This is a genomic window from Streptomyces sp. NPDC056222, assembly GCF_042264065.1.
In the GTDB taxonomy this organism is placed as follows: domain Bacteria; phylum Actinomycetota; class Actinomycetes; order Streptomycetales; family Streptomycetaceae; genus Streptomyces.
Genome location: NZ_JBHJTL010000022.1, coordinates 1 through 23,154 on the forward strand (window position 1 = coordinate 1; position 23,154 = coordinate 23,154).

The window sequence follows — 23,154 nt, forward strand, 5'->3', positions numbered from 1 at the left end:
GGGGCCGCCGCTCCCTCAGGGGGCGGCGGCCACCGTCGTGTGTGGACGGACGCGGCGGAACCGCGAGGTCCGGGTGGCCGAACAGGAGGCGTAGGCCTTGCTCGTACGGAAACGGCCTCGGAACCTGGGTTCAGTCGGGGGTACGCCCAAGGTGGGTGACGAGAATCCGGCATCAGTCGGCCGCCGGGGGCTGCTCTTCAGCCGTGGTGTCAGGGGCGGGGACCACGTACGACCCCTTGCCGGGCCTCGTGTGGATGAGTCCGCGCTCTCGGAGTTCCCGCATGGTGCGGCAGGCTGGTCATCTGCGCGATGCCCTGTTCGTCGGCGAGACGCGCAGGCGTGGGCGGCCCGGCGCACACCGGCGCGACGGACGCATTCCCGGCGGTGCCGGACGTGGCTGATGTCGACCGCTTGTTCGTTGCTTGTGGGAACGATCGCGTGGCAGCATGCGTGAGTGACTGAGAACGGGGACGACATAGCGAGGCCTCAAAGGGTTTCGAGACTTGCTGAGTTGGCGGATGCTTCGGTTCCGGCGACGCAGCCGGAGCGGGAACCGGAACTGACTCCGGTGACACCGCCCGCGTCGGTACGGACCGCACCGGACACGGAATCGGCCGACGAGGCTGCGGCGCGGCGGGAGTTTGCACGGTTGCTCGGCGAATTCCGGCGTACTGCCGTGCTGGTGCCATTCGATGACTACGGGAGTCTGTGGACCGCAGACTTCAATGGGGTCCGATGGATCTGCGCGTTCTCACACGAGGAGGCGCTGGCACGGTTCGCGGAGGCACGGGGAGACGCGACGCGCGAGTGGGCGTACCAGACGATTCTGGGTGCGCGGTTGCTGGACGTGATGGTGCCGATGCTGCCCGGGCCGGGCGGGGTGGCGCTGGATGCGGGCAGTGCGGACGGGATGGTGTTTCCGCCGGTGGCGGGCATCGTCCCGGATGAGGTGGCAGTGGATCTCGGGGGAACGGGGACGCGGTGAGTGGGAATGAGCCCGATCTCGCGGCGCCGGCAGCGGCGCTTACGGAGATCGCAGAAGGCATCAATCTGGCGCACACCGAGCTGAAGGAGCTCGGGATGATCGGGGAGGCGTCGACGGGGCGTGGGTTCTCCGATCTGGCCTTGTCCGGGCTGGAGTTGGGTCACGGTGGTCTGACGTCGGAGTTCGAGACGTTCTGCAACCGGTGGGAGTGGGGCGTGCGGGCGCTGACCCTGCGGGGAAACGTTTTCGCGCAGGGGGTGGGGCTGTCGGCGGGCTCGTTCGCGGAGCAGGAGCAGTACATCAAGGACTCGTTCAAGATCGGGGTGAACTCCCTGAACGGGAACCCGCACCTGTCCGAGGACGAGGTCAAGCAGATGCGCTGGGACACCATCCGCGACCAGCAGATGTGGGACAACGCCGACTGGAGCCGCGAGTCGTTCACCGAGGCGCACGGCGAGGTGAAGCAGACCTGGAAGAACACCGCGTACGACGTCGAGGACTCGATGCTCGACTCCATGGAGCGCTCGGGTGTGCTGGACCCGAAGCTGCGTGACGGGATGGACGAGGAAGCTGGACTCCAGCCACTGGAAGGGCGAGGCGGCCAACACCTTCCGGGAGAAGTTCCAAACGCTGCCGACCGACTGGTTGCACGCGGCGGACGCGATGGAGAACGCGGCCAAGGCGCTGGAGACGTACTCCCAGGCGATCGTCAGCGCGCAGGGCAAAGCGCGTGAGGCCATCGCGCTGTACAAGGAGGGCGACAAGGACTCCAAGACGGCGGCCGATACGTTCAACAAGAAAGTCGACGCGTACAACGCGGCCCGCACCGGGGACAGTCCGTTGCCCCATCCTGGGGAGTTCTCCGATCCGGGCAAGGCCAAGCGGAAACGCGCGCGGGAGATCCTGAACGACGCCCGGACCGCACGGAATGAAGCCGGCGAGGCCGCGAAGGCCGCGGTGCGCGCAGCGCTGGCACACGCGCCCAAGGAGCCGACGGGCCGCGAGCGGGCCAAGCTCGAGCTGATGGACTACGGGCTCGGCCAGGGCATCGAACTGGCCCATTTCGGCGGTGGTGTCATCAAGGGAACGGCGGGCCTGGTCAACTTCGTCCGGTCGGTGACCCCGATGGATCCGTACAACCTGACCCACCCGGCGGAGTACTACAAGGGCGTCAACATGACGCTCGCCGGTCTGGTGTCCACGGCGGCGAACCCGGACAGGGCGCTGAAGAACGCCTGGGACGCGGCAAAGGGAGATCCGTCAGAGTTCTTCGGCCGCCTGATGCCGGAGCTGCTCGGAACGAAGGGCGGTGGGGTCATCAAGGGCGGCCTACGGGCCGGGATGGACGGCGCCAAGCACCTGCCGGACGGCAAGAAGCCGCCCGGCAGCCGCGGGGACCACGAGAAGAACCCGGACAGCAACAGCAAGGAGTGCAGCGAGACGGTCTGCAAGAAGGACCCGGTCGACATCGCAACGGGCCGGATGCTGCTTCCGCAGACGGACATCACCCTGCCCGGCTCGCTGCCGCTAGTCTTCCGGCGCACTTTCGACTCCTCGCGCCGCTCGGGCCGCTGGTTCGGCCCGGCGTGGTCGTCGACAGTCGACCAGCGCCTTGAGATCGACGCGGAGGGGGTGGTCTTCAGCTGCGACGAGGGCAGCCTGCTCGCCTACCCGCACCCCGCCCCCGGCGTCCCGGTCATGCCCACCCACGGCCGACAGTGGCCGCTGGACCGGATCGAGGACGGCTACACGATTACCGACCCCGGAACCGGCACGGTCCGGCACTTCGCCGACCACGACGACGAACTCGCGCTGCTGGCGCAGATCGACGACCGCAACGGCCGCTGGATCGCCTTCGAGCACGACGAGGCGGGCGCGCCGACGGCAATCGTCCACCACGGCGGCTACCACCTGAGGCTCAAGACGAACAACGGCCGGGTGACGGCGCTCCACCTCGCGGGAGCGGCGCCGGACGGCTCCGACCAGGAGATCCTGCGGTACGGGTACTCGGACGGCCACCTGACCGAGGTCACCAACTCATCTGGTGTTCCCGTCCGTTTCGGGTGCGATGCCTTCGGTCGCATCACCTCGTGGACGGACACCAACGGCAGCCGCTTCGACTACGTCTACGACGACCAGGACCGCTGCACCTACCAGTCGGGCACGAACGGCCACCTCGAAACCACCTTCACCTGGGACGATGTCGATCCGACGACCGGGCTCCGCCTGACCACCCTCACCGACGGCACGGGGCACACCGAGCGTCATCTGATCAACGACCGCTCCCAGGTCGTCGCCGAGATCGACGCGTTGGGCGCGGTCACCCGCTTCGAGTACGACCGTCACAACCGCCTGTTGTCACGGACGGACCCGCTGGGCCACGTCATCCGCTCCACCTATGACGAGCAGGGCCGCATGACGGTGCTGGAGCGCCCGGACGGACGGCAGGCGCGAGCCGAGTACAACGAGATCGGGCTCCCGCTACGCATCGTCGGTACCGACGGCAACGTCACGCACCAGACCTTCGACGAGCGCGGCAACCGTACGACGATGACCGACCCCTCGGGGGCGACGACGACGTTCGCCTACGACGCGGCGGGTCGGCTCACCTCGGTGACGGACCCGCTCGGCGCCACCACCCGGCAGATCCTGGACCGCAGGGGGCTTCCCGTCGGGGTCACCGATCCCCTGGGCGCCACCACCCGCTACGCGTACGACGCCTTCGGCCGCACGGTCCGGGTCACCGACGCTCTCGGTGCGGTGACCCGGATGGAGTGGACGGTCGAGGGCCGGCCGTCCCGCCGCACGGCACCGGACGGCACGGTGGAGTCGTGGACGTATGACGGCGAGGGCAACTGCCTCAGCCACACGGACGCGATGGGCGCCACGACCAGCTTCACGTACACCGACTTCGACCTGTTGACCTCCCGCACAGGCCCGGACGGTGTCCGCTACGAGTTCACGCACGACGCCGACCTGAGGCTGACACGGGTTACCGACCCGCAGGGCTTGACGTGGGACTACGCCTACGATCCGGCGGGCCGCCCGCTGTCCGAGACGGACTTCGACGGCAGGACGCTGGGCTACGCGTACGACGCGGCGGGGCGGCTGATCTCCCGTACGAACGGTCTCGGGCAGACGGTCCGGTTCGTGCGCGACGCCCTCGGCCGGATCGTCTGCAAGGATGCAGAAGGCGCGGTCAGCACCTATGAGTACGACGTCTTCGACGAGCTGGCGGTGGCAACGAACCCGGACGCGCGGCTGGAGCGCCTCCGGGACCGGTACGGCCGTCTGACGTCCGAGACGGTCAACGGCCGGACACTGGCGTACGCGTACGACAGGGTGGGCCGACAGTTGGGGAGGACGACGCCGGGCGGTTCGGTCAGCACGTGGTCGTACGACGCAGCGGGCCGCAGGACGAGCCTCACCGCGTCCGGGCGCGAAATCGCCTTCTCCTACGACGCGCTGGGCCGCGAGGCGGAGCGCACGGTCTCGGACTTCGTGTCGCTGACATCGTCGTACGACGCGATGAGTCGGCTGACGGCGCAGAAGGTCACGTTCCGGGGCGGCGGCCGTCTCCAGCACCGGGCGTACGGCTACCGTCCCGACGGCGGGCTGGTCTCCGTCACGGACAGGCTCTCGGGCACGCGCCGCTTCGACCTCGACGGGGCGGGGCGGGTCACGGCGGTGCGGGCGGACCACTGGACGGAGCGGTACGCGTACGACGAGGCCGGCAACCAGACGGAAGCGGACTGGCCGTCCACGCACCCGGCCCACTCGGCGACGGGCCCGCGCGCCTACGAGGGCACCCGCATCACCCGCGCGGGCACCGTCCGCTACGAACACGACGCCCAGGGCCGAATCGTCCTGCGTCAGAAGTCGCGCCTGTCCCGGAAACCGGACACTTGGCGGTACGCGTGGGACGCGGAGGACCGGCTGGCATCGGTGACGACACCGGACGGCACGGTCTGGCGCTACGCGTACGACCCCCTGGGCCGCCGAATATCCAAGCAATCCGCTCTGGAGACGGTCCACTTCACCTGGGACGGCACGACCCTCTGCGAGCAGCGGGTCGCGAACACGGTCCTGACCTGGGACCACGCGGGTCTGCGCCCCCTCGCCCAAACGGAACGCCGCACGGATACGGACGACGAACGCTTCTTCGCGATCGTCACCGATCTGATCGGTGCCCCGACGGAACTCGTCGACGAATCGGGCGACTTGGCCTGGCGCACTCGATCGACCCTCTGGGGCACGACGACGTGGAACCGCGACGCCACGACGTACACCCCCCTCCGCTTCCCGGGCCAGCACTTCGACCCGGAATCGGGCCTTCACTACAACTACATCCGCTATTACGACCCGGAGTCGGCTCGCTACCTCAGCCAGGACCCTTTGGGTCTGATTCCAGATCCAAATCCGGTTTCATACGTCCATAACCCGTGTACGTGGAGCGACCCACTCGGCCTCAGTCCCTGTCCAACTCGGATCGAGGGTGGAGGCTGGGATCTCAGGGGGGGTGCAGATCCGCTGAGCATCATCCCGAAGGACGCCGTTCAGGAGCCTTGGAAGGCGATCGAAGGTGGTGTCGAGCACGGCATCAAGTGGCATTGGACGGACGATGTCACGGGTAAGACGGTGCGCATGCGCGTCCACGGGATCGACCTCGGCCCGCACGCCGGCCCCAACTCCAGCAGCGGCCCCATCTACCGAATCCAGATCGGAAAACAATTTCAGGACGAGGCGGGCCAGCTCTATCACACGCAGATCGGAAACCCGAATAGTCCGAACTACAATGAAACCGCAATCAACGATACCCACATTCCGTGGCCCAGCCATCTACCGATACCCTATCCGCACTGATCCGAAAGACGGGACTCATGCAAAGCAAAGAATACATTGACTTCATCCGAGAGCTTCTGAGTCCCGACGAAGCGGTGCGTGCGGAGGCGAGCAACCGCGTTCAGGATTTCGTGAACCTCCTCTCCGGCACCCAGGCGCGAGTGGCAGGAGACCTGGTTTCCATGCTGGCTCCCCACGAGGAGTCCCGGGTGACCCTGGAAGCGCTCCTGCATGCCCTGAGTGATCTCGACGGGTGCGGGAAGCTCGAAGGCGTTGACCTCTCGCCCTTGGGGGAGATTCCGGAATCCGCGATCCACGTGGAACACCGCGACTACATGGAGGACTTCGTTCCCCGCATCGCGGGGATGGGGGACGGCACGACGGAGTGAACGTGGGCCTGTTCCCACCCGCAGGCAGCACCAAGAAACCCCGCCATGGATGATCTCGTCGTGATCGCCGACACAAGTACAGGCGCGCCTCGAACGCTCGTTGCTCGTGTGAACGAACGCGTGGAAGCATGCTGACGTGACTGACAACAGGGTTGATCCAACGAGGCCACACGAACTCTCGGACCCACCCGAGTGGCAACGGAGGCTTGAGACCGCCGGTCTCGTGGTCATGGGCCGGGCGGTTCCGGATGGGTTCCCCGAGGTCATGTCAGCCGTCTATGCCGTGAACGGGATAGAGGTACAGCCCAGCGATTCGATCAGCGATTCGTTGGTTGACGCGGCGGCGGAGCTGGATCGCCGATGGGATGCCCGGGCGGCAGCCGTTCGACTGGTCTCGGCTGCCGGAGAGTTCTACATCCTGGCCCCAGGTCCCGGCGGTCACGAAGTCGGTTGGATCCACGTGGCGGACACCGTCGGTCGCGCTCTTCCTTCACGCATCGCCGCCGCGACCGGATCGCGCTCTTTCATCGCGCTCTCCCTGGACGGGACATCCCTGTGCGCCGTCTCGGTCGAAGAGTACGACCTCTGGATCGTCACGCATTCCTTCGACGGCGTTCAGTCGGAAGGGCGGTAATGCCGTGGCAGTGAGGATGAGGTTCTCCGTACGGCCCGGGCAGGGTGAGCCCAGTGGGTTCGATCTGGGGGACGTCACCTGTGAGGGAGACGGTGGGCCGGTGGGGTCGGCCGGGCGTGTTCCTGATCAGGGGATGATGATCCATCTGTCGGTTCCTCTCCTGCTCGACTCGCTCCGGCCGTTGTTCACCGGTGAGAGGAAGAGGGTTTCGTTCATCGGTGTCGGCACGTCGTTCCGGATCTACTTCCGACGCGATCGCGAGGGGGTCGTCTCGGTCGCGGTGGCGGGAACTCCGCTGGGGCGGTGCGGTCTTGAGGAGCTTGCCTCCGCGGTTCTGCGGTCCACTCAAGAGTTTGAGGAAGAGGTCCTTTCGCGCCTTCCCCCGGGGGACAAGGCGAGGAGCGACTTCGTCGCCGCCCTTCGGCGCTTTCGTGCGGTGACAGGCCCGGAGCTTCCATGACGGCGAACGGCGTATGCCGTTCCCCGGAACCCCACAACCCCACCCCCCTGGGGGACACAGCCCGCTCACAGGTGGCCGCGAGTGAACGCCCAGGTCCGCCGCCTAGCGTGCCGCGCATGATCGTGAGTCGTGAGGACGCGGGGCTGGCACGCGCCGCTGTGGAGGGGCTGCTGGCCGGGGTCGCGTTGGCGTCCGGGCCCGGGGCGGGGGAGGTGGACCCCGGGGCTCTGCGGTGGTCCGCCGAGGCGTTGGGGCCCGGGCTTGCCGCGATGGCCGCCGTGGCGCGGCGGGTCGGGGCGCCCAGCAAGGAGCTGAGGGCAGAGCTCGGGGCCGTCGGGCGGGCCACGGAGCGGGACATGGCACGGGCCGACGGGGGGCGGGGGCTGCATCACGGGGCTCTCTGGCCGCTCGGGCTGCTCGTCGCCGGGGCCGTGCTCGCGCCGGGAGGGACACCGGAGGAGTCGACCGGGTTCGCGCGGCGGATCGCCACCCATCCGGACCCGCGTGCTCCACGGACGCCCACGGTCGGGTCGGCGATGTCCGTCCGGTTCGGGGCCGCCGGTGCGAAGGGTGAGGCCCGGGCCGGATTTCCGCACGTACGGCGGGCATTGGAGGCTCTCGACGCGGCGCGGCGGGGTGGGGCTCGGGAGCCCGAGGCTCGGATCCGGACTCTGCTCGTCGTCATGACGACTCTTCAGGACACCGGGCTGCTCCACGCGGCCGGGCCGCACGGCCTGCGTGAAGTGCAGGACGGCGCCCGGGACGTCGTCGAGGGCCGACTCGCCCTCGACGACTTCGACCGGCGGCTGCGGGAGCGCGGTCTACGCCCTCGGGGCAGCGGCCACCTGCTCGCCGCCGCCCTCTTCCTGGACGGACTACGGGGTTAGGAGGACGTACCCGTGTGGGTCTCGTCCGGGTCGACGCCCATCGTGAGGGTGGCGACCGCGCCCTTGGCGATCTTGCCCTTGGGATACTTGAGGGCGAGCAGGCCGCCCTCGGTGCCGTTGCCCGGGTAGATGGTGTCGTCGTCGAGTGTCGTGCGTTCCGTCGTACTGGTGGAGTACGGGGCGACCTTCGCGGAGTCCAGGACCGCGGGCTCGGCGAAGAACAACTGGCCCGTGTGGCAGGTGTGACCGCCTTCGTAGCCGGCCGACGTCATCTTCCCGCCGACGTGCACCTTGGTGTGGATGTGGACGCAGCGGCCCCGGTACCAGCCGGGGAAGACCGTGCGGAACTCCACATACCCCTGCTTGTCGGTGAGTTGGGTGCCGCGCAGGTAGCGCTTGTCGTCCGTGGGCTCCTCGTGGCCGCCACCGCCGCCACCGCCGCCGGGCTCTCCGCTCGGAGGCGTACCCGTGGGCGTGCCCGTCGGCGCGTCCGTCGGCGCGTCCGTGGGTGCGTCGGTGGGAGGCGTACCCGTCGGCGGCGTACCGCCTCCGCCTCCCCCGCCCGTGCTCAGGCTCTCGTACCCCGAGTAGATCCCCAGCGCGTCGCAGTGCCAGATGTCGACGGCCGCGTTCCGCAGCGGCTTGCAGGTGTCCGCGTCGATCACCTTCAGGCGGAGGGTCAGCGGGATGCCCTCCCGGTCCTCGGTGATGTCCCGCCGGATCTTGTCGGCGTCGATGTAGTACGGCCCCTCAGTCGTCTCCGACGTCAGGCGGTAGCACGCCTCACCGCTCGCCTTCTCCGCCTTGCCCTTGGTCTGCCCCGCGGACGCCGTCGCCACGGCACCCGCCCCGATCCCGGCCGCCAGCACCGCCCCGCCTCCGGCGAGCACGACCCTGCGCCGTGACATGTCCCTCTTGTGTTCGCTCATGGGCACGCAGGCTAGGAAGCGACCCTGTCAGGGGCATGGGGCGAAGCTGTGAGGCACCTTGGCGTACGACGACGGGCACCGTGCAGGGGTCCTACGCTCGGTCCCCGTACGACCTGCTCGGCCGTCGATCCGGAAGGACGACCCCAAGCATGGCTGCTCCCCGACCCGTTGACCCTTGGAAGCAGGATCCCCACCATGAGCGACGCCCTCGGGCGCCTTGCCGACATCGCCCCGGCGCCGAGCGAACCCCGCCAGAAGGACTGGGACGAGGTCGAGCGCGGCCTCGGGTTCGAGCTTCCCGCCGACTACAAGGAGCTCATCCACGTCTATGGAGGAAGTCACTGGGACGACTATCTGTACGTCCTCGAGCCCGGCTGCCCCAACGAGCACTACGACCTCGCCGAATGGGCGGACCATCAGGACGACGCCCTGGAAGGCCTGTGGGAGTTCGAGGAGAAGCCGGCGGAGCTGGAGGCCGAGGGGTCCCGGGTCGTCCCATGGGCGACCACGGACAACGGAGAATGCCTCTACTGGCTTGTGCTGCCCGGCCTGGAGCCGGACCGATGGACCGTCATGGTGAACGAGGCACGCGGCGACCGCTGGGAGCACTTCTCCGTGTCGTGCACGCAATTCCTCGCGTCCTCTCTCGACGGAGAGCTGCGCTCGAGCATCCTCTGGTCCTCCTTCCCCCTCACCACCCATCAGTTCCGCCGGCTCGGCCCGGTGTGACGACGTGGCGTACGGACGTGAAGGCCGCGATGCGTGAAGGGCCCGGAATCCGAGTGGATTCCGGGCCCTTCGGCGAGTGAACGCCAGTGACTACCGCGCCGCGTCCGGGTGGACCGCGTCCGTGATCGGGCGGTCCGACACGACCTTCGTCTCGACCGGCTTGCGGAGCTGGATGTTCAGCTCGCGCAGGCGGGCCTCGTCCAGTTCCGTCGGGGCGCCCATCAGGAGGTCCTGGGCGTTGCCGTTGAGCGGGAAGGCGATCGTCTCGCGGATGTTCGGCTCGTCGGCCAGGAGCATCACGATGCGGTCCACGCCCGGGGCGATGCCGCCGTGCGGCGGGGCGCCGTACTCGAAGGCGCGGAGCATGCCCGCGAACTCGTGCTCGACCGTCTCGCGCGAGTAGCCCGCGATCTCGAAGGCCTTGAACATGATCTCGGGCTCGTGGTTCCGGATCGCGCCCGAGGACAGCTCGATGCCGTTGCAGACGATGTCGTACTGCCAGCCGAGTACGTCCAGCGGGTCCTGGGTCTCCAGGGCCTCGAGGCCGCCCTGCGGCATGGAGAACGGGTTGTGCGAGAAGTCGATCTTGCCGGTCTCCTCGTCCCGCTCGTACATCGGGAAGTCGACGATCCAGGCGAACCGGAAGACGTTCTCCTCGAACTGGCCGGCGCGCTTGGCAGCCTCGACCCGGACCGGGCCCATGATCTTGGAGACCTCGTCGAACTCGCCCGCGCCGAAGAAGATCGCGTGGCCGGGCTCCAGACCGAGGCGCTCGGCGAGGACCTTGACGTTCTCCTCGGTGAGGAACTTGGCGATCGGGCCGGTCAGGGCGTTGCCCTCGCCGACACGGACCCAGGCCAGGCCCTTCGCGCCCAGGGAGACCGCGAAGTCGCCGAGCTGGTCGAAGAACTTGCGCGGCTGGTCACCGGTGTTCGGCACGGCGAGCGCGCGGACGTGCTTGCCGGCGAAGGCCTTGAACTCGGAGTTCTCGAAGACGTCGGAGATGTCGACGAGTTCGAGGGAGGTCCGCAGGTCCGGCTTGTCGTTGCCGTACTTGAGCATCGACTCGCGGAACGGGATCCGCGGGAACGGGGAGGTGACGTGGCGTCCGCCGCCGAACTCCTCGAAGAGCTCGGTCATGAGCTTCTCGATCGGCTGGAAGACGTCCTCCTGCTCGACGAAGCTCATCTCGACGTCGAGCTGGTAGAACTCGCCCGGCGAGCGGTCGGCACGGGCGTCCTCGTCGCGGAAGCACGGCGCGATCTGGAAGTAGCGGTCGAAGCCGGAGATCATCAGCAGCTGCTTGAACTGCTGCGGCGCCTGCGGCAGCGCGTAGAACTTGCCCGGGTTCAGACGGGACGGGACGACGAAGTCGCGGGCGCCCTCGGGGGAGGTCGCGGCGAGGATCGGGGTCGCCATCTCGTTGAAGCCGAGGGCCACCATCTTGGAGCGGATGGAGGCGATGACGGCGGAGCGCAGCATGATGTTGCGGTGCATCCGCTCGCGGCGCAGGTCGAGGAAGCGGTACTCCAGGCGCCGCTCCTCGTTCACGCCGTCGTCGGCGTTGATGGTGAACGGGATCTGCTTCGCCGCGCCCAGGACCTCGACCGTGGCGGCCTCGATCTCGATCTCGCCGGTGGCGAGCTCGCCGTTGACGTTCTCCGCGCCACGCGAGACGACCTTGCCGTCGACACGGACGACGGTCTCCTTCGTCAGCTTGTCGAGGACCTCGGCCGCGGCGGTGCCGGGCCGGGCGACGAGCTGCGTGATGCCGTAGTGGTCGCGCAGATCGATGAAGAGGATGCCGCCCAGGTCGCGCCGATTGTGCAGCCAGCCGCTCAGCCGGACGTCGGTGCCGACGTCAGAGGCGCGGAGCTCGCCGCAGGTGTGGGACCTGTACCGATGCATCGTCGTTCATCCAGTCTTCTGGGATCGGTGGGATGCCTGGACATATCCAGGCCCGTCAAGGGTACCGGGCGACCCGAGATCGACCTTCGAATACTCTCAGTGGCGACCAGCAGTCCGATATTCATAAAGTAGGGCAATGCGCACCGAGGACGTCCTGGCCGCGATCGCGACCGGCATGTGGTGCTGGGACAACGCGTCCGGGACGGTCACGCTCGACGCCGAGGCGGCCCGGCTCCTCGGGCTGCCCGCCGAACCGGTCCAGCTCACGGAAGCCGCCGTACGCTCCCGGTTTCATCCCGTCGACTGGAACGAGATCGACGGGGTCGTGAACCTCGCCGTGGCCGAGGGGACCCTCGCCGAGGCCCGGCTGCGGATCATGGACGGACACGGACGGGTGATCCGTACCGTACGGAGCAGGTCCAAGCCGCTCGTCGAAGCAGGTGAATACCGGCTCGTCGGCACGCTCCAGGAGGTCGCCGAACCCCAGCCCGGCACCGCCGCCCGTACGCCCATCACCGGCGACTGGCGCCGCTCGCGCGAGGCGTTCCTGCTCGACGCGGGGCGGGCGCTGGCCGAGGCCCGGTCGACCGCCGAGGTGCTGCGGGTCGCCGCCTCGCTCTCCATGCCGGGCTTCTCGCCCGACGGACTCGCCGTCTTCGGGGTCGCGGGCGAACGGCTGACGATCATCGGCCACCACGGGCACAACGCGGGCGACGAGGGCCCCTTCACCTCGATGTCGGTGGACACCGACTATCCGGCGGCCGAGGTCGTACGGACCGGGCGGGCGATCTATCTCCCGTCGCCGGAGGAGTACCTGCGGCGCTTCCCGGTCAGCTGGCCGCTCGCGCAGCGCTTCGGCCGGGAGTCGTGGGCGTACCTCCCGCTCGTCGTCGCCGGGCGCACCATGGGCGCCTGGATGGCCGCCTTCAAGCACCAGGTCGCCTTCACCCCCGACGAGCGGTCCGTCCTGACCACGGTCGCCCGGATGCTCGCCCAGGCCCTCGCCCGGGCCGGGGTCGCGGAGTCCGAGCGCGAACTGTCGCTGGGCCTGCAGCGCACGATGATGCCGGTGCTCGGCCCCGGGATCCCGGGCCTGCACGTCGCCGCGCGGTACGTCCCCACCGGCGGCGGACTCCAGGTCGGCGGCGACTGGTACGACTTGATCCAGCTCCCCGGAGGCCGTATCGCGCTCGTGATCGGCGACGTCCAGGGCCACGACGTCCGCGCCGCCGGGCTCATGGGCCAGCTCCGGATCGCGCTGCGGGCGTACGCCTCCGAGGGCCACCGCCCGGACGCCGTCCTCTCCCGCGCCTCGCGCTTCCTGTACGGGATCACGGACGGGGACGGGGACGGGGGCGTCGCGGGCCGGGGCGTGGACGGGGCCGTGGGCTTCGGGAACGCGGGCATCGGGATCGCGGGCATCGGGATCGGGGGCGTCGGGATCGGGGGCGTCGGACTCGGCGGGGAGGACCCCGACAGGGCCGCGCACAACGGTGGGCCGCGCTTCGCGACCTGCCTCTACATGGAGATCGATCCCGTCACCGGCGTCGTGGACATCGCCCGGGCCGGACACCCCGACCCGGCGGTGCGGATGACCGACGGAACGGTTCTCCTGCGGCCCACCGCCGGCGGCCTGCCCCTCGGCATCGATCCGGACACCGACTACCCGACCACTCGCTTCATCCTGGAGCCCGGCGAGACTCTGATGATGTGCACCGACGGGCTCCTGGAGACCGGCGGCCACGACCTGGACAGCGGCTGGGAACGCATCCGTACGCTGCTCGAAGGGCATGACGGGGACTCCCTGGAGGATCTGGCCGACAGCCTCGTCGAGGCCGTCCACGGCCCCGGCTCCCACCACACGACCGGGCCGCTCGCCGACCGGCGCGAGGACGACATCGCGGTCCTGCTCCTGTCCCGCCAGGGCCCGGCCGTCCGCGAGGCTCCGCGCCGCACGATGATGACCGTCGCCCAGGCGGAGCCGGAACGGATCGCGGCGGCCCGCCAGCACATGCGCCAGCTGCTGCACGACTGGGCGGACGAGGACCAGCTCGACTCGGCGGTCCTGATGGTCTCGGAGATGGTCACCAACGTCCTCATCCACACGGACGGCGACGCCCTGATCGTCGCGGAGGTGACCTGCGACGACGGCGGCCGCCGGCTGCGGGTGGAGGTCGCGGACACGAGCGACGAGCTGCCGCACAAGCGGCACCCGGGCGAGATGGCGTCGTCGGGTCGCGGCCTCGTCCTGATGGAGATGCTGGCGCACGCGTGGGGCGTGGACCCGCGGGGCGAGGGCAAGTCGATCTGGTTCGAGCTCCATGAGCCGGCGGAGGGAAAGAGCGGGGGGTAGCGGCGCCGGCACGCGTGCGTGGAGCGGGCCGGACGCGCGAGAGGCGCGTACGGCCCGGCGCCACCGCGCGGGGACGCACGCGAGAGGCGCGTACGGCCCGGCGCCACCGCGCGGGGACGCGCAATACCGCACGCCGGACGCGCGATCGGCGCGCACGGGCCCGCCGCCACCGCGCGCGGCACACGGTCCTGCGCGGGAGACTGGTGTCGTACGGCCGTCGCCGGGGGGACCACGGAGTTCGCCATGGACACCCACAAGGTCGGCAGCGACACCACTGTCCTGGCCGACAGCCTCGAAGTCCCGGGGATCGGGCACATCCCCGCCAGCGCGTACGTCCTCACCGCCAAGGAACCGGTCGTCGTCGACACCGGCCTCTCCCTCTCCGACCGGAACTTCGTCGGCGCCCTCGGATCCGTCATGGACCCCATCGACGTCCGCTGGATCTGGCTCACCCACCCCGACCGCGATCACACCGGCGGCATCTTCGACCTCCTCGAGGCCGCGCCGAAGGCCAAGGTCGTGACCACCTTCATCGGCGCCGGGATCATGACCACCGAGCGCCCGCTGCCGATGGACCGCGTCTACTTCCTCAACCCCGGCCAGTCCCTCGATGTCGGCGACCGCGTGTTGCACGCCTTCAGGCCACCGCTCTACGACAACCCCGCCACGGTCGGCTTCTACGACGAGAAGACCCGGATCTGCTTCAGCTCCGACTGCTTCGGCGGCCCGATGCCGACCGCGGAGCTCGCCGAGAGCGGGCACGCGAACGACCTCAAGCCCGAGGAGCTGCGGCAGGCGCAGCTGCTGTGGGCGACCGTGGACAGCCCGTGGGTGCATGTCGTGGACCAGGCGAAGTACCGGGCGACGGTCGAGCCGCTGCGGGAGATGAACCCGGAGATCGTGCTGTCGACACATCTGCCGCCCGCGGTGCGGATGACCGCCATGATGATCGACACGATCATCATGGCCCCGGACTCGGACCCGTTCGTGGGCCCGGACCAGGCGGCGCTCGAGCAGATGCTGGCGTCCTTCGAGCCGGGCGGCATCCCGGCGGCGACCTGAGCGCCGACCTCACTCCTCGGCCTGAGGGCCGGCGCCCGCAGCGCCCGCGTCCTGCGTCCCGTACCGGCTCCGCAGCTCGCCGATGACGCCGAAGGCGGCCGCCGTCACCGGTACGGCCAGCAGCATGCCCAGGATCCCGGCGACGGAGGCCCCCGCCGTGATGGCGAGCATGACGACGGCCGGATGCATCTGTACGGTCCGGCTCTGGATCGCGGGCTGGAGGACGTTGCCCTCGATGACCTGGACGGCCAGGACGACCCCGAGGACCCACAGCGCGATGACGAAGCCGCGGTCGGCGAGGGCGACGAGGACGGCGACGGCCCCGGACAGGAACGCGCCGAGGTACGGGATGTAGGCGGTGACGAAGACCAGCGCGCCGAGCCCGACGGCGCCGGGCACCCGCAGGATCAGCAGCCCGACGGTGATGAGGACGGCGTCGACGAGGGCGACGAGGGTCGTCCCGCGCATGAACCCCTCGACGGCCTCGAACGCGCGGCGGCCCATGGCCTCCAGCGTGTCGCCGGTCGAGCCGGGGGCGAGCGAGCGCAGGGCCCCGGCGGCCTTGTCGGAGTCCTTGAGGAAGAAGAAGATCAGCAGCAGGGCGAGGACGGCCATGGCGGCCACCTGCCCGACGACACTCAGCCCCGAGATGACACCGGAGGCGGCGGTCCCGCCGAACTTCTCGAGCAGCTCCTTCGCGTTCTTGCCGAGGTCGTCGATCGAGGTCCCGGCCGCGCCCAGATGGGCGGCGATGTCGGTGGCGGCCTGCCGCAGCGAGGCGATGATCTGGTCGCCGGTCTCGATGAGGGCGAGGACGACGATGTAGGTGGCGCCGCCGACGAAGGCGAGGACGGCGAGGACCGTGAGTCCGGCGGCGAGCGACTCCCGCACCTTCATCCGCAGCAGGCGCCGGTAGAGCGGTCCGAGGAGCGCGGTGCCGAGGATCGCGAGCAGGACGGGTGTGACAGCCGTCTGGAAGACCACGCACAGCCAGATGGCGACGGCGGCGACCCCCGCGACGAGCAGCAGGACGACGCACCAGGCGGCGACCCGGCGGGCGACCTCGGGGAGGAGAGGGCGGGGACTCGGCGTCTGCACCCGTCCACCGGACCACGGCGCCCGGCGTGTCGTCCTGCGCTACGGACCGGACGGGTGACACCCCGTCAGAGCGCGTACGCATACGGGCGCGGGTACGGGTGGAAGAGGTGTGGCACCCCGGCCGGGGTGCCACACCGTGCTCACTGCCTCAGGGCTTCCAGTGGTTCGACGCGGGCGGCCCGCAGCGATGGGTAGAGGCCGGCGAGAAGACCGGTGAGGGACCCGACGGCGGGGGCGGGCAGGGCGACATAGGGGTGGACGATCGCGGTCCAGCCCTGGGCGAGGGCGACCGCGACCACCACGCCGACGCCGATCGCCGCGCCGATCAGCCCGCCGAGCGTGCCGAGCGCGGTGGACTCCGCGAGGAACTGGCCCGCCACGTGCGAGGGGCGCGCCCCGAGTGCGCGCCGCAGGCCGATCTCGCCGCGCCGTTCCAGGACCGCGACCAGCGTGGTGTTGGCGATGCCGACGGCGCCGATCACCAGGCAGATCGCCGCGAGCAGCAGGAACAGGCCGGACAGCGAGGTGTCCACGGAGTCCCGCAGTGTGTGCGGGTCGGGCGGCGGCACGGCCGTGAGGTGCTGCGGGGCGTCCGGACGGAGGGCGAGCGGGGCCTGGTCCGCGATCAGGGACGCGGCTCCGGGCCTGGTGCGGATCACCATGGTGGCGGGAGCGTCGACCGGCGGACCGTACCTCTGGAGCGCGGTGGTCTCCGGCAGGATGACTCCCAGCATCAGTTCGGGGACGGTCTCCGCGTCGGCGACGATCCCGACGACCGTGTACGCGGTGTTGTCCACGAACACGACCGGCTGGTTGTCCACGCGGCTGACGCCGAGGATGCGGGCCGCCCCGGCACCGAGTACACACACGGGTTCGGCCCGGCCGCGGTGGAACTGGTTGTAGAGCACCCCCGAGGAGACCTCGGCCCGCGTCGCGGCCAGCAGGCCGGGCGAGGCCGCGTAGACACGTACTCCCTGAGCCCCGTCGCCGTCCTCTCCCGGGCGCCCTGGCCGGGTGCCCACCGAGGGGTTGCGCAGCGAGGGCTGCCACCAGACCCCGGCCGCCTCCACGCCGTTGAGGCGCTGGACGCGTTCGTCGGCGTCGGCGGGAAAGTGGAGCTCGGGCGCGGTGGAGCTGTCCTCGGGCAGGTGGTCGAGGACGGTGACGGTGGTCGCCTTCAGCGTGGTGAACGCCTTGCCGATCTGCCCGGTCGCGGTCGAGGTGAGCCCGAGAACGGCGACGAACGCCCCCACGCCGAGAACCGTGCCCAGCATGGTCAGGACGGACCGGCCCGGCCGCTGCAGCAATCCGGCCAGGGATTCGGCCACCAGGTCGCGCGCGCGGAACCGGGTGGTGGAGGGCAGGTCGGTCATCCGGCTGCCCCGGCGGGGAGCCCGGCGGGTTCCGAGGAGACGATCCGGCCGTCCCGGAGGGTCACGGTGCGCTGGGCACGCGCAGCGACGGCCGGGTCGTGGGTGATGACGACGATGGTCTGGCCTTCGGCATGGAGTTCGACGAAGAGGTTCATGATCATTTCTGAGGTGCGGGTGTCGAGGTTGCCGGTCGGCTCGTCGCACAGCAGCAGGGCCGGCCGGTTGACCAGCGCGCGGGCGATGGCCACACGCTGGCGCTCGCCACCCGAGAGCGTGGTGGGCAGCGCGTCCAGCCGGTGTCCGAGGCCCACCCGGCGCAGGGCCTCCCGCGCCCGCTCGGTCCGCACCTGGGGCCGCGTGCGCGTTGCGGTGTAGAGCTGCGCCAGGACGACGTTCTCCGTGACGGTCCGATGGGGCAGCAGGTGGAAGGACTGGAAGACGAATCCGATGCGGTGTCCCCGCGCCGCGGTCCGCTGTCGTTCCCGCAGACCGGCGACATCGGTCCCGGAGAGTTCGTAGGTGCCCGAGCTCGGCCGGTCGAGCAGACCGAGCAGGTTGAGGAGGGTGGACTTGCCCGAGCCGGACGGTCCGACGATCGCGGTGAACTCGCCGCGCTCCACGACGAGGTCGACCGGGTGCAGCGCGTGCACCTCCACGGTGCCGGGGAAGGTGCGGGTGACCCCGCTGAGCCGGATGACCGGGACGGAGGGCCCGCCGACACCGGGCCCCGAGGCGGAAGCCGCCCCCGGCGGCGGGGGCGAGGCCGAGGCCGGGGCCGAAGCCGAAGCCGAAGCCGAAGCCGGAGCCGGAGCCAAGGGCGGAGTGAGGTCCGGGGCCGAAGCCGGAGCGAGGTCCGAGGCCAGGTCCGAGGCCGGGGCCGAGGCCGGACCGAGGTCCCGGGCCAGGTCCGAGGCCGGGGCCAGGTCCGAGTCCGGGGCCGAAGCCGAAGCCGAGGCCGGGGCCGAGGCCAGGCCCGAGGCCGGATCCGGGGCCGGAGCCAGGTCCGGGGGTGTGTTCCCGGTGGCCGGGCCGAGGGCCGCGGGGCGCCCCCGGAAGGGGCGCGGCAGACGCAGCGGGCTCACCGGCCGACCACGACCCGGTCGCCCTCCCGCAGAAACTCGCCGGGGGCCGGGGTGACCTGGACCAGGCCGTCCGCCGACGGGCCGGCGGTGACCCGCACCTTGCGCTCACGGCCGCCTGGCTCCTGCACCGTCACCGTGGTGTGGGTGTCCGCTCCGGTCAGCAGCGCGGCCTGCGGAACGACCAGGACGGCGGTGCCGGTGAGCGGGGATGTCACGGTGATCATGACGTTGTGGCCTTCCAGCCGGTCGTCCCACGCCTTGTCCGGGGTGACCGTGACCGGCAGGTAGGGGGCGCCGCCGTTCACCGACGCGCCCGCACCCTGGCTCTTGCCCTGGCCCTGGCCCTTGGCGTCCTTGGCATCGCCCGGTGTCATCCGCTCGCCGATCGAGGCGACCTTCCCGGACACCGTGACGCCCAGGGTCTCGCTGGTCACCTCGACCCGGGTCCCCGGCGTGAGGCGCCCCTCGAGGGTCGGATCCAGGTAGCCGGTGAGCTGGGGACCACCGCTGGTGAGCACCACGACGGGCCCCTCCAGACGGTCGCCCACGGCCGCCGGGAGACCTGACACCCGGGCCGGCAGGTCCTTCACGAAGATGGCCTCGGAGGCGGGCAGCATCACCCCGTCCGCGGCGACGGCGAGGTCGTAAGCCTCCTTCGCCTCCCGCACCCGCTTACGGGCCCCCTCCAGATCGGCCGGCGGTCCGGCGGCGCGGCCGGCGTCCGTGCCGGCTCCTGCCGTGGAGCCGCCGCCGTCCGTACCCTCCCTCGTCGCGTCCTTGTCCGCTCCGGAAGGGGACCCCTGCTGCATCTGCGTGACGGTCGTGGACGCCTCCTCCCACGCCGTCCTGGCCTGCCGCACCGCTTCCTCGGTCCGGGCTCCGGTGACAGGAGGCTCGTATCCCATCCGCCGGTACAGCGCGGCGACGGCGGCCTTCGTACCCGGGCCGAAGTATCCGCTCCGGTCGCCTCCGCGTCCGATACCAAGGCTCGCCAGAGCCCGCTGGAGCTGGTCGACGTCGTCGCCGGAGATGCCCGGCAGCAGGTCACGGTAGCCGGGGAGCGCGCCGGGCAGGACGAACACCGGGCGGCCGGAGACCTCGGCCAGCGGCCGGCCCGCCTTCGCCCGGTCGCCCTCCGCCACCAGCACCTTGGTGACCACGAGCGAACTCCGCGCACCGCTCTCGCCCTGCGCTCCGTCCTTGCCCGTCGCGGCGATCGCGGTCGGCGCGATCTCGGTCTGCCGTCCGGTGGCGAAGTCCCCGCGGAACACGAGGGTGCGCACCAGCTTCTGCCGCTCCACCGCGGCGGTGATCACGCTCGGTGTGGGGGGCGCGCTGTCGGCGACGGCCTGGGCGGGCGACTTCACCAGCGTGGAGCCGAGTACCCCGCCGAGGGAGAGCAGCGCGGTGGCCGCGGCGGTCAGGAGTCCTATCCGGCGGCGGCCCGCCGTTCCCAGGGGCACTACTGCGCCCCCGCCGTCGCGATGATCTCGTTGATCCGCTTGGCGTCGCTCTCGAGCGTCTTCTGCTCTTCCTTGAGCGTCTCGGCGTTCTGCTCGATCTGGTCCTGCTGGTACGCGGTCTCCACCGCCACCCAGGTGCCGACGACGTTGGACTCCTTGCCGCACGTCCAGGAGGCCACCGCCGTCTCGATCTCCTCCGAAGTGGCCTTCGGCGCACTCCACTTCCGGTCGCCGATCGCGTCGAACGGGCTCTTGTAGGAGCTGTAGCCCTTGCCGGCCATGCAGCCGGCCCACTTCTTCTCCGCGGCGATCACCCGCGGATCGTTCTTGGCGACCTCGAAGGAGCGCGCCTTGATCGCCGCGGCGGTCTCGGCGTGCCCGACCCGCTCCTGCTTGCCGTTCGCGAGCTTGCGCTGGGCCTCCCCGGCACAGCCGCCCTCGGGCACCTTCATCCCGTTGTACGTGGTCACGGGCTCGCTGCTGCCCTCCTTCATGCCGCGCAACACCTCGGTGACAGCGGCCGGCTGACGCACCATCTGATCGGCGGTCAGCGCCCGCGGGTCCCCCTGGGCCATGTGGAAGCCGTACTTGCGGGCGACTTCGAGAGAGGCGGGGGTGCCGTAGCGGCGCGTGTGCGCGGAGCCTTGCGTGACCGTCGAGGCGGGCAGTGCCTTCGCCTGCAGGCCGAAACGGGACAGGCACTGCTTCTTCAGCAGGTTGAGGGCCTGCCCGGTCTGCACGATGCGGTCGGCGGACACGTCGTAGGCGTCGATCGGCAGGACCAGGTCGCTCGTGGCGTCCTTCTCCTCGACCTTGCCGACGCCGGGAACCTCGCGCTGCTCCTTGGCGGGCGGCGCCGCCCGGTCACTCCCGGCCTCCTCGCCGCCGGAGCTGCAGGCGGTGGCGGCGAGAACCGTGAGTACGGCCGCGGCCAGCCGAGTACGAGCAGAACGAGTCGTGATCATGAAGGCACCTTGCGCGAGAAGCGGGCAGGGAGGGAAGAATTGCCGATGTGCCGGGCGGCAGATTCCGGCTGCCGCCCGGCACATCGAGGTGGAGAAAAGAGCCGCGGGTCAGAGGGTGATGGACCAGCGGGTGCCGATGCCGACCATGGTCGAGGCGTTCTCGTTCCAGGTGTAGTAGAGCGGCCCGCCCTGGTCGTCGTAGGCGTAGTCCCAGTTGCCCGCGTAACCGCTGTTGAACCAGACGGTGCCGCCGACGCCCTGGCTGTACCGGACCTCCATGGCGGTGGCGTTGTTCTTCACGTACGAACCGGAACCGGTTCCGGTGTTCTCGCGGAACTTCTGGCCGGCCAGGTCGTACGTGCTTCCCTCCTGGGCCCACACGGCCTGGGTGCCGGTGTGGTGCCAGAACAGGCACATCGGCATCGATCCCTGGAGTCCGGGGACGTAGCACTTGGCGGAGTTGGCATTGCCGGATGAACGGTGGTGCGGCTTCCAGTATTCGTCGGCAGAGGCCGGGGCCGTGGTGACGGCCAGCAGCGCCACGGCGGCAGCGCCGGTTCCAAGAGCCTTCTTCAGCATGCGGTTACTCCTCATTCCCGTGGGCCCTCTCCGGCATCCGGGAGATCCCCGGTCACGGGAGCGGCACCCGAGCGAGGGGTGCCCCCTGCGTCCGGCGAGTCCACGCAGGGGCGTGCACAAGGTGTCCGCCTGGTGAACGAAACGAGGAGGGCCACCCCGTAAACGCCCATGATCATCACAGGATTGACATATATGCGTCAAGCATTTTTAGCCAACTCCCGTGCTGATCGCAGAGTTGACGGAACGTCCCTTGCGCCAACGCGAGGACCCGGCGACCGAAGGTCGCCGGGTCCTCGTCCGTGCTCCACGGCCCTACAGGCCGTCCGTGCCCCCAGGGGCCCTACAGGCCGCCCTCGCCCATCCCGTGCACCGCCGGGATCGTGCCGAGGCGCCCCGCCTGGAAGTCCTCGAAGGCCTGGCGCAGCTCGGCCTGGGTGTTCATGACGAACGGGCCGTAGTGGGCCATCGGTTCGCGGATCGGCTGCCCGCCGAGGACGACGACCTCCAGGTCGGGCGTGTGCCCGTCCTGCTTCTCGTCGGCCCGGACCGTCAGCGCGCCGCCCTTGCCGAACACGGCGGTCTGGCCCATGTGGACCGGCCGTCGCTCCGCACCGACGGAGCCGCGCCCCGCGAGGACGTACACGAGCCCGTTGAAGTCCTCGCGCCACGGCAGGGTGACCTCGGCGCCCGGCCGGATCGTCGCGTGGATCATCGTGATCGGGGTGTGCGTGACGCCCGGGCCGGCGTGCCCTTCGAGGTCGCCGGCGATGACGCGGAGCAGCGCGCCGCCGTCGGGGGAGGTCAGCAGCTGCACCTGGCCGCCGCGGATGTCCTGGTAGCGCGGGGCCATCATCTTGTCGGAGGCGGGCAGGTTCACCCACAGCTGGAGCCCGTGGAAGAGTCCGCCGCTCACGACGAGGGACTCCGGCGGGGCCTCGATGTGGAGGAGTCCGGAGCCGGCGGTCATCCACTGGGTGTCGCCGTTGGTGATGGTGCCGCCACCGCCGTTGGAGTCCTGGTGGTCGAAGATCCCGTCGATGATGTACGTGACGGTCTCGAAGCCGCGGTGGGGGTGCCACGGGGTGCCCTTGGGCTCACCGGGGGCGTACTCCACCTCTCCCATCTGGTCCATCATGATGAACGGGTCGAGGTACTGGTAGTTGATCCCGGCGAACGCGCGGCGCACCGGGAAGCCCTCGCCCTCGAAGCCGGACGGGGCCGTGGTCACGGCGAGCACGGGGCGGGAGACGGCGTCGGCCGGGGCGGCGACGCGCGGCAGGGCGAGCGGGTTCTCGACAGTCACAGCGGGCATGGCGGGACCTCCTTGTGCGGCCAGTTTAGTTGAAAGATGAACTTCCTGCCACCCGGAACACGAAACGCCCGGGAGGAATTCCTCCCGGGCGTTCTCCCACTTCT

Annotated in this window: 19 protein-coding genes and 1 pseudogene; 11 read left to right on the plus strand and 9 right to left on the minus strand. The window is 70.2% G+C overall.

Annotation, left to right across the window (positions count from 1 at the left end; all coding sequences use genetic code 11):
• Nucleotides 1-454 precede the first annotated feature (454 nt).
• From ACFC0D_RS13245 to ACFC0D_RS13280, 8 genes and pseudogenes are all read left to right on the plus strand, one after another.
• Nucleotides 455-985 (plus strand): SseB family protein, encoded by a 531-nt coding sequence (locus ACFC0D_RS13245; RefSeq protein WP_376434277.1) that lies wholly within the window; start codon nucleotides 455-457, stop codon nucleotides 983-985.
• Nucleotides 982-1,719, plus strand: coding sequence for a hypothetical protein (locus tag ACFC0D_RS13250; protein ID WP_376434279.1), 738 nt, complete (start codon nucleotides 982-984; stop codon nucleotides 1,717-1,719). The genes ACFC0D_RS13245 and ACFC0D_RS13250 overlap by 4 nt, the downstream gene beginning before the upstream one ends.
• Nucleotides 1,610-3,421, plus strand: a pseudogene (locus ACFC0D_RS13255) (putative T7SS-secreted protein); the annotation flags it as partial. The gene ACFC0D_RS13250 and the pseudogene ACFC0D_RS13255, both read left to right, overlap by 110 nt.
• Nucleotides 3,401-5,848 carry a polymorphic toxin type 30 domain-containing protein gene (locus tag ACFC0D_RS13260; protein WP_376434421.1) on the plus strand — a complete coding sequence of 816 codons (2,448 nt, stop codon included), beginning with the start codon at nucleotides 3,401-3,403 and terminating at the stop codon, nucleotides 5,846-5,848. The pseudogene ACFC0D_RS13255 and the gene ACFC0D_RS13260, both read left to right, overlap by 21 nt.
• Nucleotides 5,849-5,865: 17 nt before the next feature.
• Nucleotides 5,866-6,216: a hypothetical protein gene (locus ACFC0D_RS13265; RefSeq protein WP_376434281.1), complete on the plus strand. Its 351-nt coding sequence runs from the start codon at nucleotides 5,866-5,868 to the stop codon at nucleotides 6,214-6,216.
• A gap of 136 nt (nucleotides 6,217-6,352) precedes the next feature.
• Complete coding sequence (locus ACFC0D_RS13270) at nucleotides 6,353-6,850, plus strand: hypothetical protein (protein WP_376434283.1); 498 nt, start codon at nucleotides 6,353-6,355, stop codon at nucleotides 6,848-6,850.
• 133 nt (nucleotides 6,851-6,983) lie between these two features.
• Nucleotides 6,984-7,310: a hypothetical protein gene (locus tag ACFC0D_RS13275; protein WP_376434285.1), complete on the plus strand. Its 327-nt coding sequence runs from the start codon at nucleotides 6,984-6,986 to the stop codon at nucleotides 7,308-7,310.
• Between the two features lie 119 nt (nucleotides 7,311-7,429).
• On the plus strand, nucleotides 7,430-8,197 hold the full coding sequence (locus ACFC0D_RS13280; protein WP_376434423.1) for a triphosphoribosyl-dephospho-CoA synthase: 768 nt from the start codon (nucleotides 7,430-7,432) through the stop codon (nucleotides 8,195-8,197).
• Here ACFC0D_RS13280 and ACFC0D_RS13285 read toward each other — a convergent pair.
• Nucleotides 8,194-9,126 carry an intradiol ring-cleavage dioxygenase gene (locus tag ACFC0D_RS13285; protein WP_376434287.1) on the minus strand — a complete coding sequence of 311 codons (933 nt, stop codon included), beginning with the start codon at nucleotides 9,124-9,126 and terminating at the stop codon, nucleotides 8,194-8,196. The two genes, ACFC0D_RS13280 and ACFC0D_RS13285, sit on opposite strands and share 4 nt — an antisense overlap.
• 195 nt (nucleotides 9,127-9,321) lie before the next feature.
• Here ACFC0D_RS13285 and ACFC0D_RS13290 point away from each other — a divergent pair, with 195 nt between their 5' ends.
• Nucleotides 9,322-9,855 (plus strand): SMI1/KNR4 family protein, encoded by a 534-nt coding sequence (locus ACFC0D_RS13290; RefSeq protein ID WP_376434289.1) that lies wholly within the window; start codon nucleotides 9,322-9,324, stop codon nucleotides 9,853-9,855.
• A 90-nt stretch (nucleotides 9,856-9,945) separates the two neighbouring features.
• Here ACFC0D_RS13290 and aspS read toward each other — a convergent pair whose 3' ends face one another.
• On the minus strand, nucleotides 9,946-11,763 hold the full coding sequence (gene aspS, locus ACFC0D_RS13295) for an aspartate--tRNA ligase (protein ID WP_376434291.1): 1,818 nt from the start codon (nucleotides 11,761-11,763) through the stop codon (nucleotides 9,946-9,948).
• Nucleotides 11,764-11,899: 136 nt separating this feature from the next.
• On the opposite strand from aspS, the gene ACFC0D_RS13300 reads away from it, so the two are divergent.
• Nucleotides 11,900-14,116 carry a SpoIIE family protein phosphatase gene (locus ACFC0D_RS13300; protein ID WP_376434293.1) on the plus strand — a complete coding sequence of 739 codons (2,217 nt, stop codon included), beginning with the start codon at nucleotides 11,900-11,902 and terminating at the stop codon, nucleotides 14,114-14,116.
• Nucleotides 14,117-14,359: 243 nt separating this feature from the next.
• Nucleotides 14,360-15,178 (plus strand): MBL fold metallo-hydrolase, encoded by an 819-nt coding sequence (locus tag ACFC0D_RS13305; RefSeq protein WP_376434295.1) that lies wholly within the window; start codon nucleotides 14,360-14,362, stop codon nucleotides 15,176-15,178.
• 9 nt (nucleotides 15,179-15,187) lie between these two features.
• Here ACFC0D_RS13305 and ACFC0D_RS13310 read toward each other — a convergent pair whose 3' ends face one another.
• The 7 genes from ACFC0D_RS13310 to ACFC0D_RS13340 all read right to left on the minus strand — a co-directional run bounded on the left by ACFC0D_RS13310 (nucleotide 15,188) and on the right by ACFC0D_RS13340 (nucleotide 23,050).
• Nucleotides 15,188-16,276 carry an AI-2E family transporter gene (locus tag ACFC0D_RS13310; RefSeq protein ID WP_376434297.1) on the minus strand — a complete coding sequence of 363 codons (1,089 nt, stop codon included), beginning with the start codon at nucleotides 16,274-16,276 and terminating at the stop codon, nucleotides 15,188-15,190.
• A 140-nt stretch (nucleotides 16,277-16,416) separates the two neighbouring features.
• The gene (locus tag ACFC0D_RS13315; protein WP_376434299.1) at nucleotides 16,417-17,649 is read right to left on the minus strand and encodes an ABC transporter permease; all 1,233 of its coding nucleotides are present in this window, start codon (nucleotides 17,647-17,649) and stop codon (nucleotides 16,417-16,419) included.
• A complete protein-coding gene (locus ACFC0D_RS13320) occupies nucleotides 17,646-18,731 on the minus strand; it encodes an ABC transporter ATP-binding protein (RefSeq protein ID WP_376434301.1) in 1,086 nt (361 codons plus the stop codon). Before ACFC0D_RS13320 ends, ACFC0D_RS13315 begins: the two co-directional genes overlap by 4 nt.
• Entirely contained in the window at nucleotides 18,728-20,194 is a 1,467-nt protein-coding gene (locus tag ACFC0D_RS13325) for a peptidoglycan-binding protein (RefSeq protein WP_376434303.1), read from the minus strand. Before ACFC0D_RS13325 ends, ACFC0D_RS13320 begins: the two co-directional genes overlap by 4 nt.
• A complete protein-coding gene (locus ACFC0D_RS13330; RefSeq protein WP_376434305.1) occupies nucleotides 20,194-21,159 on the minus strand; it encodes a hypothetical protein in 966 nt (321 codons plus the stop codon). Before ACFC0D_RS13330 ends, ACFC0D_RS13325 begins: the two co-directional genes overlap by 1 nt.
• 108 nt (nucleotides 21,160-21,267) lie before the next feature.
• Nucleotides 21,268-21,738 (minus strand): hypothetical protein, encoded by a 471-nt coding sequence (locus ACFC0D_RS13335; RefSeq protein WP_376434307.1) that lies wholly within the window; start codon nucleotides 21,736-21,738, stop codon nucleotides 21,268-21,270.
• Nucleotides 21,739-22,078: 340 nt separating this feature from the next.
• Nucleotides 22,079-23,050, minus strand: coding sequence for a pirin family protein (locus ACFC0D_RS13340; protein WP_329118615.1), 972 nt, complete (start codon nucleotides 23,048-23,050; stop codon nucleotides 22,079-22,081).
• Nucleotides 23,051-23,154: the final 104 nt, after the last annotated feature.

Bases quoted from the DNA above. Each gene is read 5' to 3' on its own strand.
- ACFC0D_RS13260 (WP_376434421.1), top strand. From the start codon at position 3,401: ATGACGGTGCTGGAGCGCCCGGACGGACGGCAGGCGCGAGCCGAGTAC.
- ACFC0D_RS13265 (WP_376434281.1), top strand. From the start codon at position 5,866: ATGCAAAGCAAAGAATACATTGACTTCATCCGAGAGCTTCTGAGTCCC.
- ACFC0D_RS13275 (WP_376434285.1), top strand. From the start codon at position 6,984: ATGATGATCCATCTGTCGGTTCCTCTCCTGCTCGACTCGCTCCGGCCG.
- ACFC0D_RS13285 (WP_376434287.1), bottom strand. From the start codon at position 9,126: ATGAGCGAACACAAGAGGGACATGTCACGGCGCAGGGTCGTGCTCGCC.
- ACFC0D_RS13290 (WP_376434289.1), top strand. From the start codon at position 9,322: ATGAGCGACGCCCTCGGGCGCCTTGCCGACATCGCCCCGGCGCCGAGC.
- aspS (WP_376434291.1), bottom strand. From the start codon at position 11,763: ATGCATCGGTACAGGTCCCACACCTGCGGCGAGCTCCGCGCCTCTGAC.
- ACFC0D_RS13300 (WP_376434293.1), top strand. From the start codon at position 11,900: ATGCGCACCGAGGACGTCCTGGCCGCGATCGCGACCGGCATGTGGTGC.
- ACFC0D_RS13305 (WP_376434295.1), top strand. From the start codon at position 14,360: ATGGACACCCACAAGGTCGGCAGCGACACCACTGTCCTGGCCGACAGC.
- ACFC0D_RS13315 (WP_376434299.1), bottom strand. From the start codon at position 17,649: ATGACCGACCTGCCCTCCACCACCCGGTTCCGCGCGCGCGACCTGGTG.
- ACFC0D_RS13330 (WP_376434305.1), bottom strand. From the start codon at position 21,159: ATGATCACGACTCGTTCTGCTCGTACTCGGCTGGCCGCGGCCGTACTC.
- ACFC0D_RS13335 (WP_376434307.1), bottom strand. From the start codon at position 21,738: ATGCTGAAGAAGGCTCTTGGAACCGGCGCTGCCGCCGTGGCGCTGCTG.
- ACFC0D_RS13340 (WP_329118615.1), bottom strand. From the start codon at position 23,050: ATGCCCGCTGTGACTGTCGAGAACCCGCTCGCCCTGCCGCGCGTCGCC.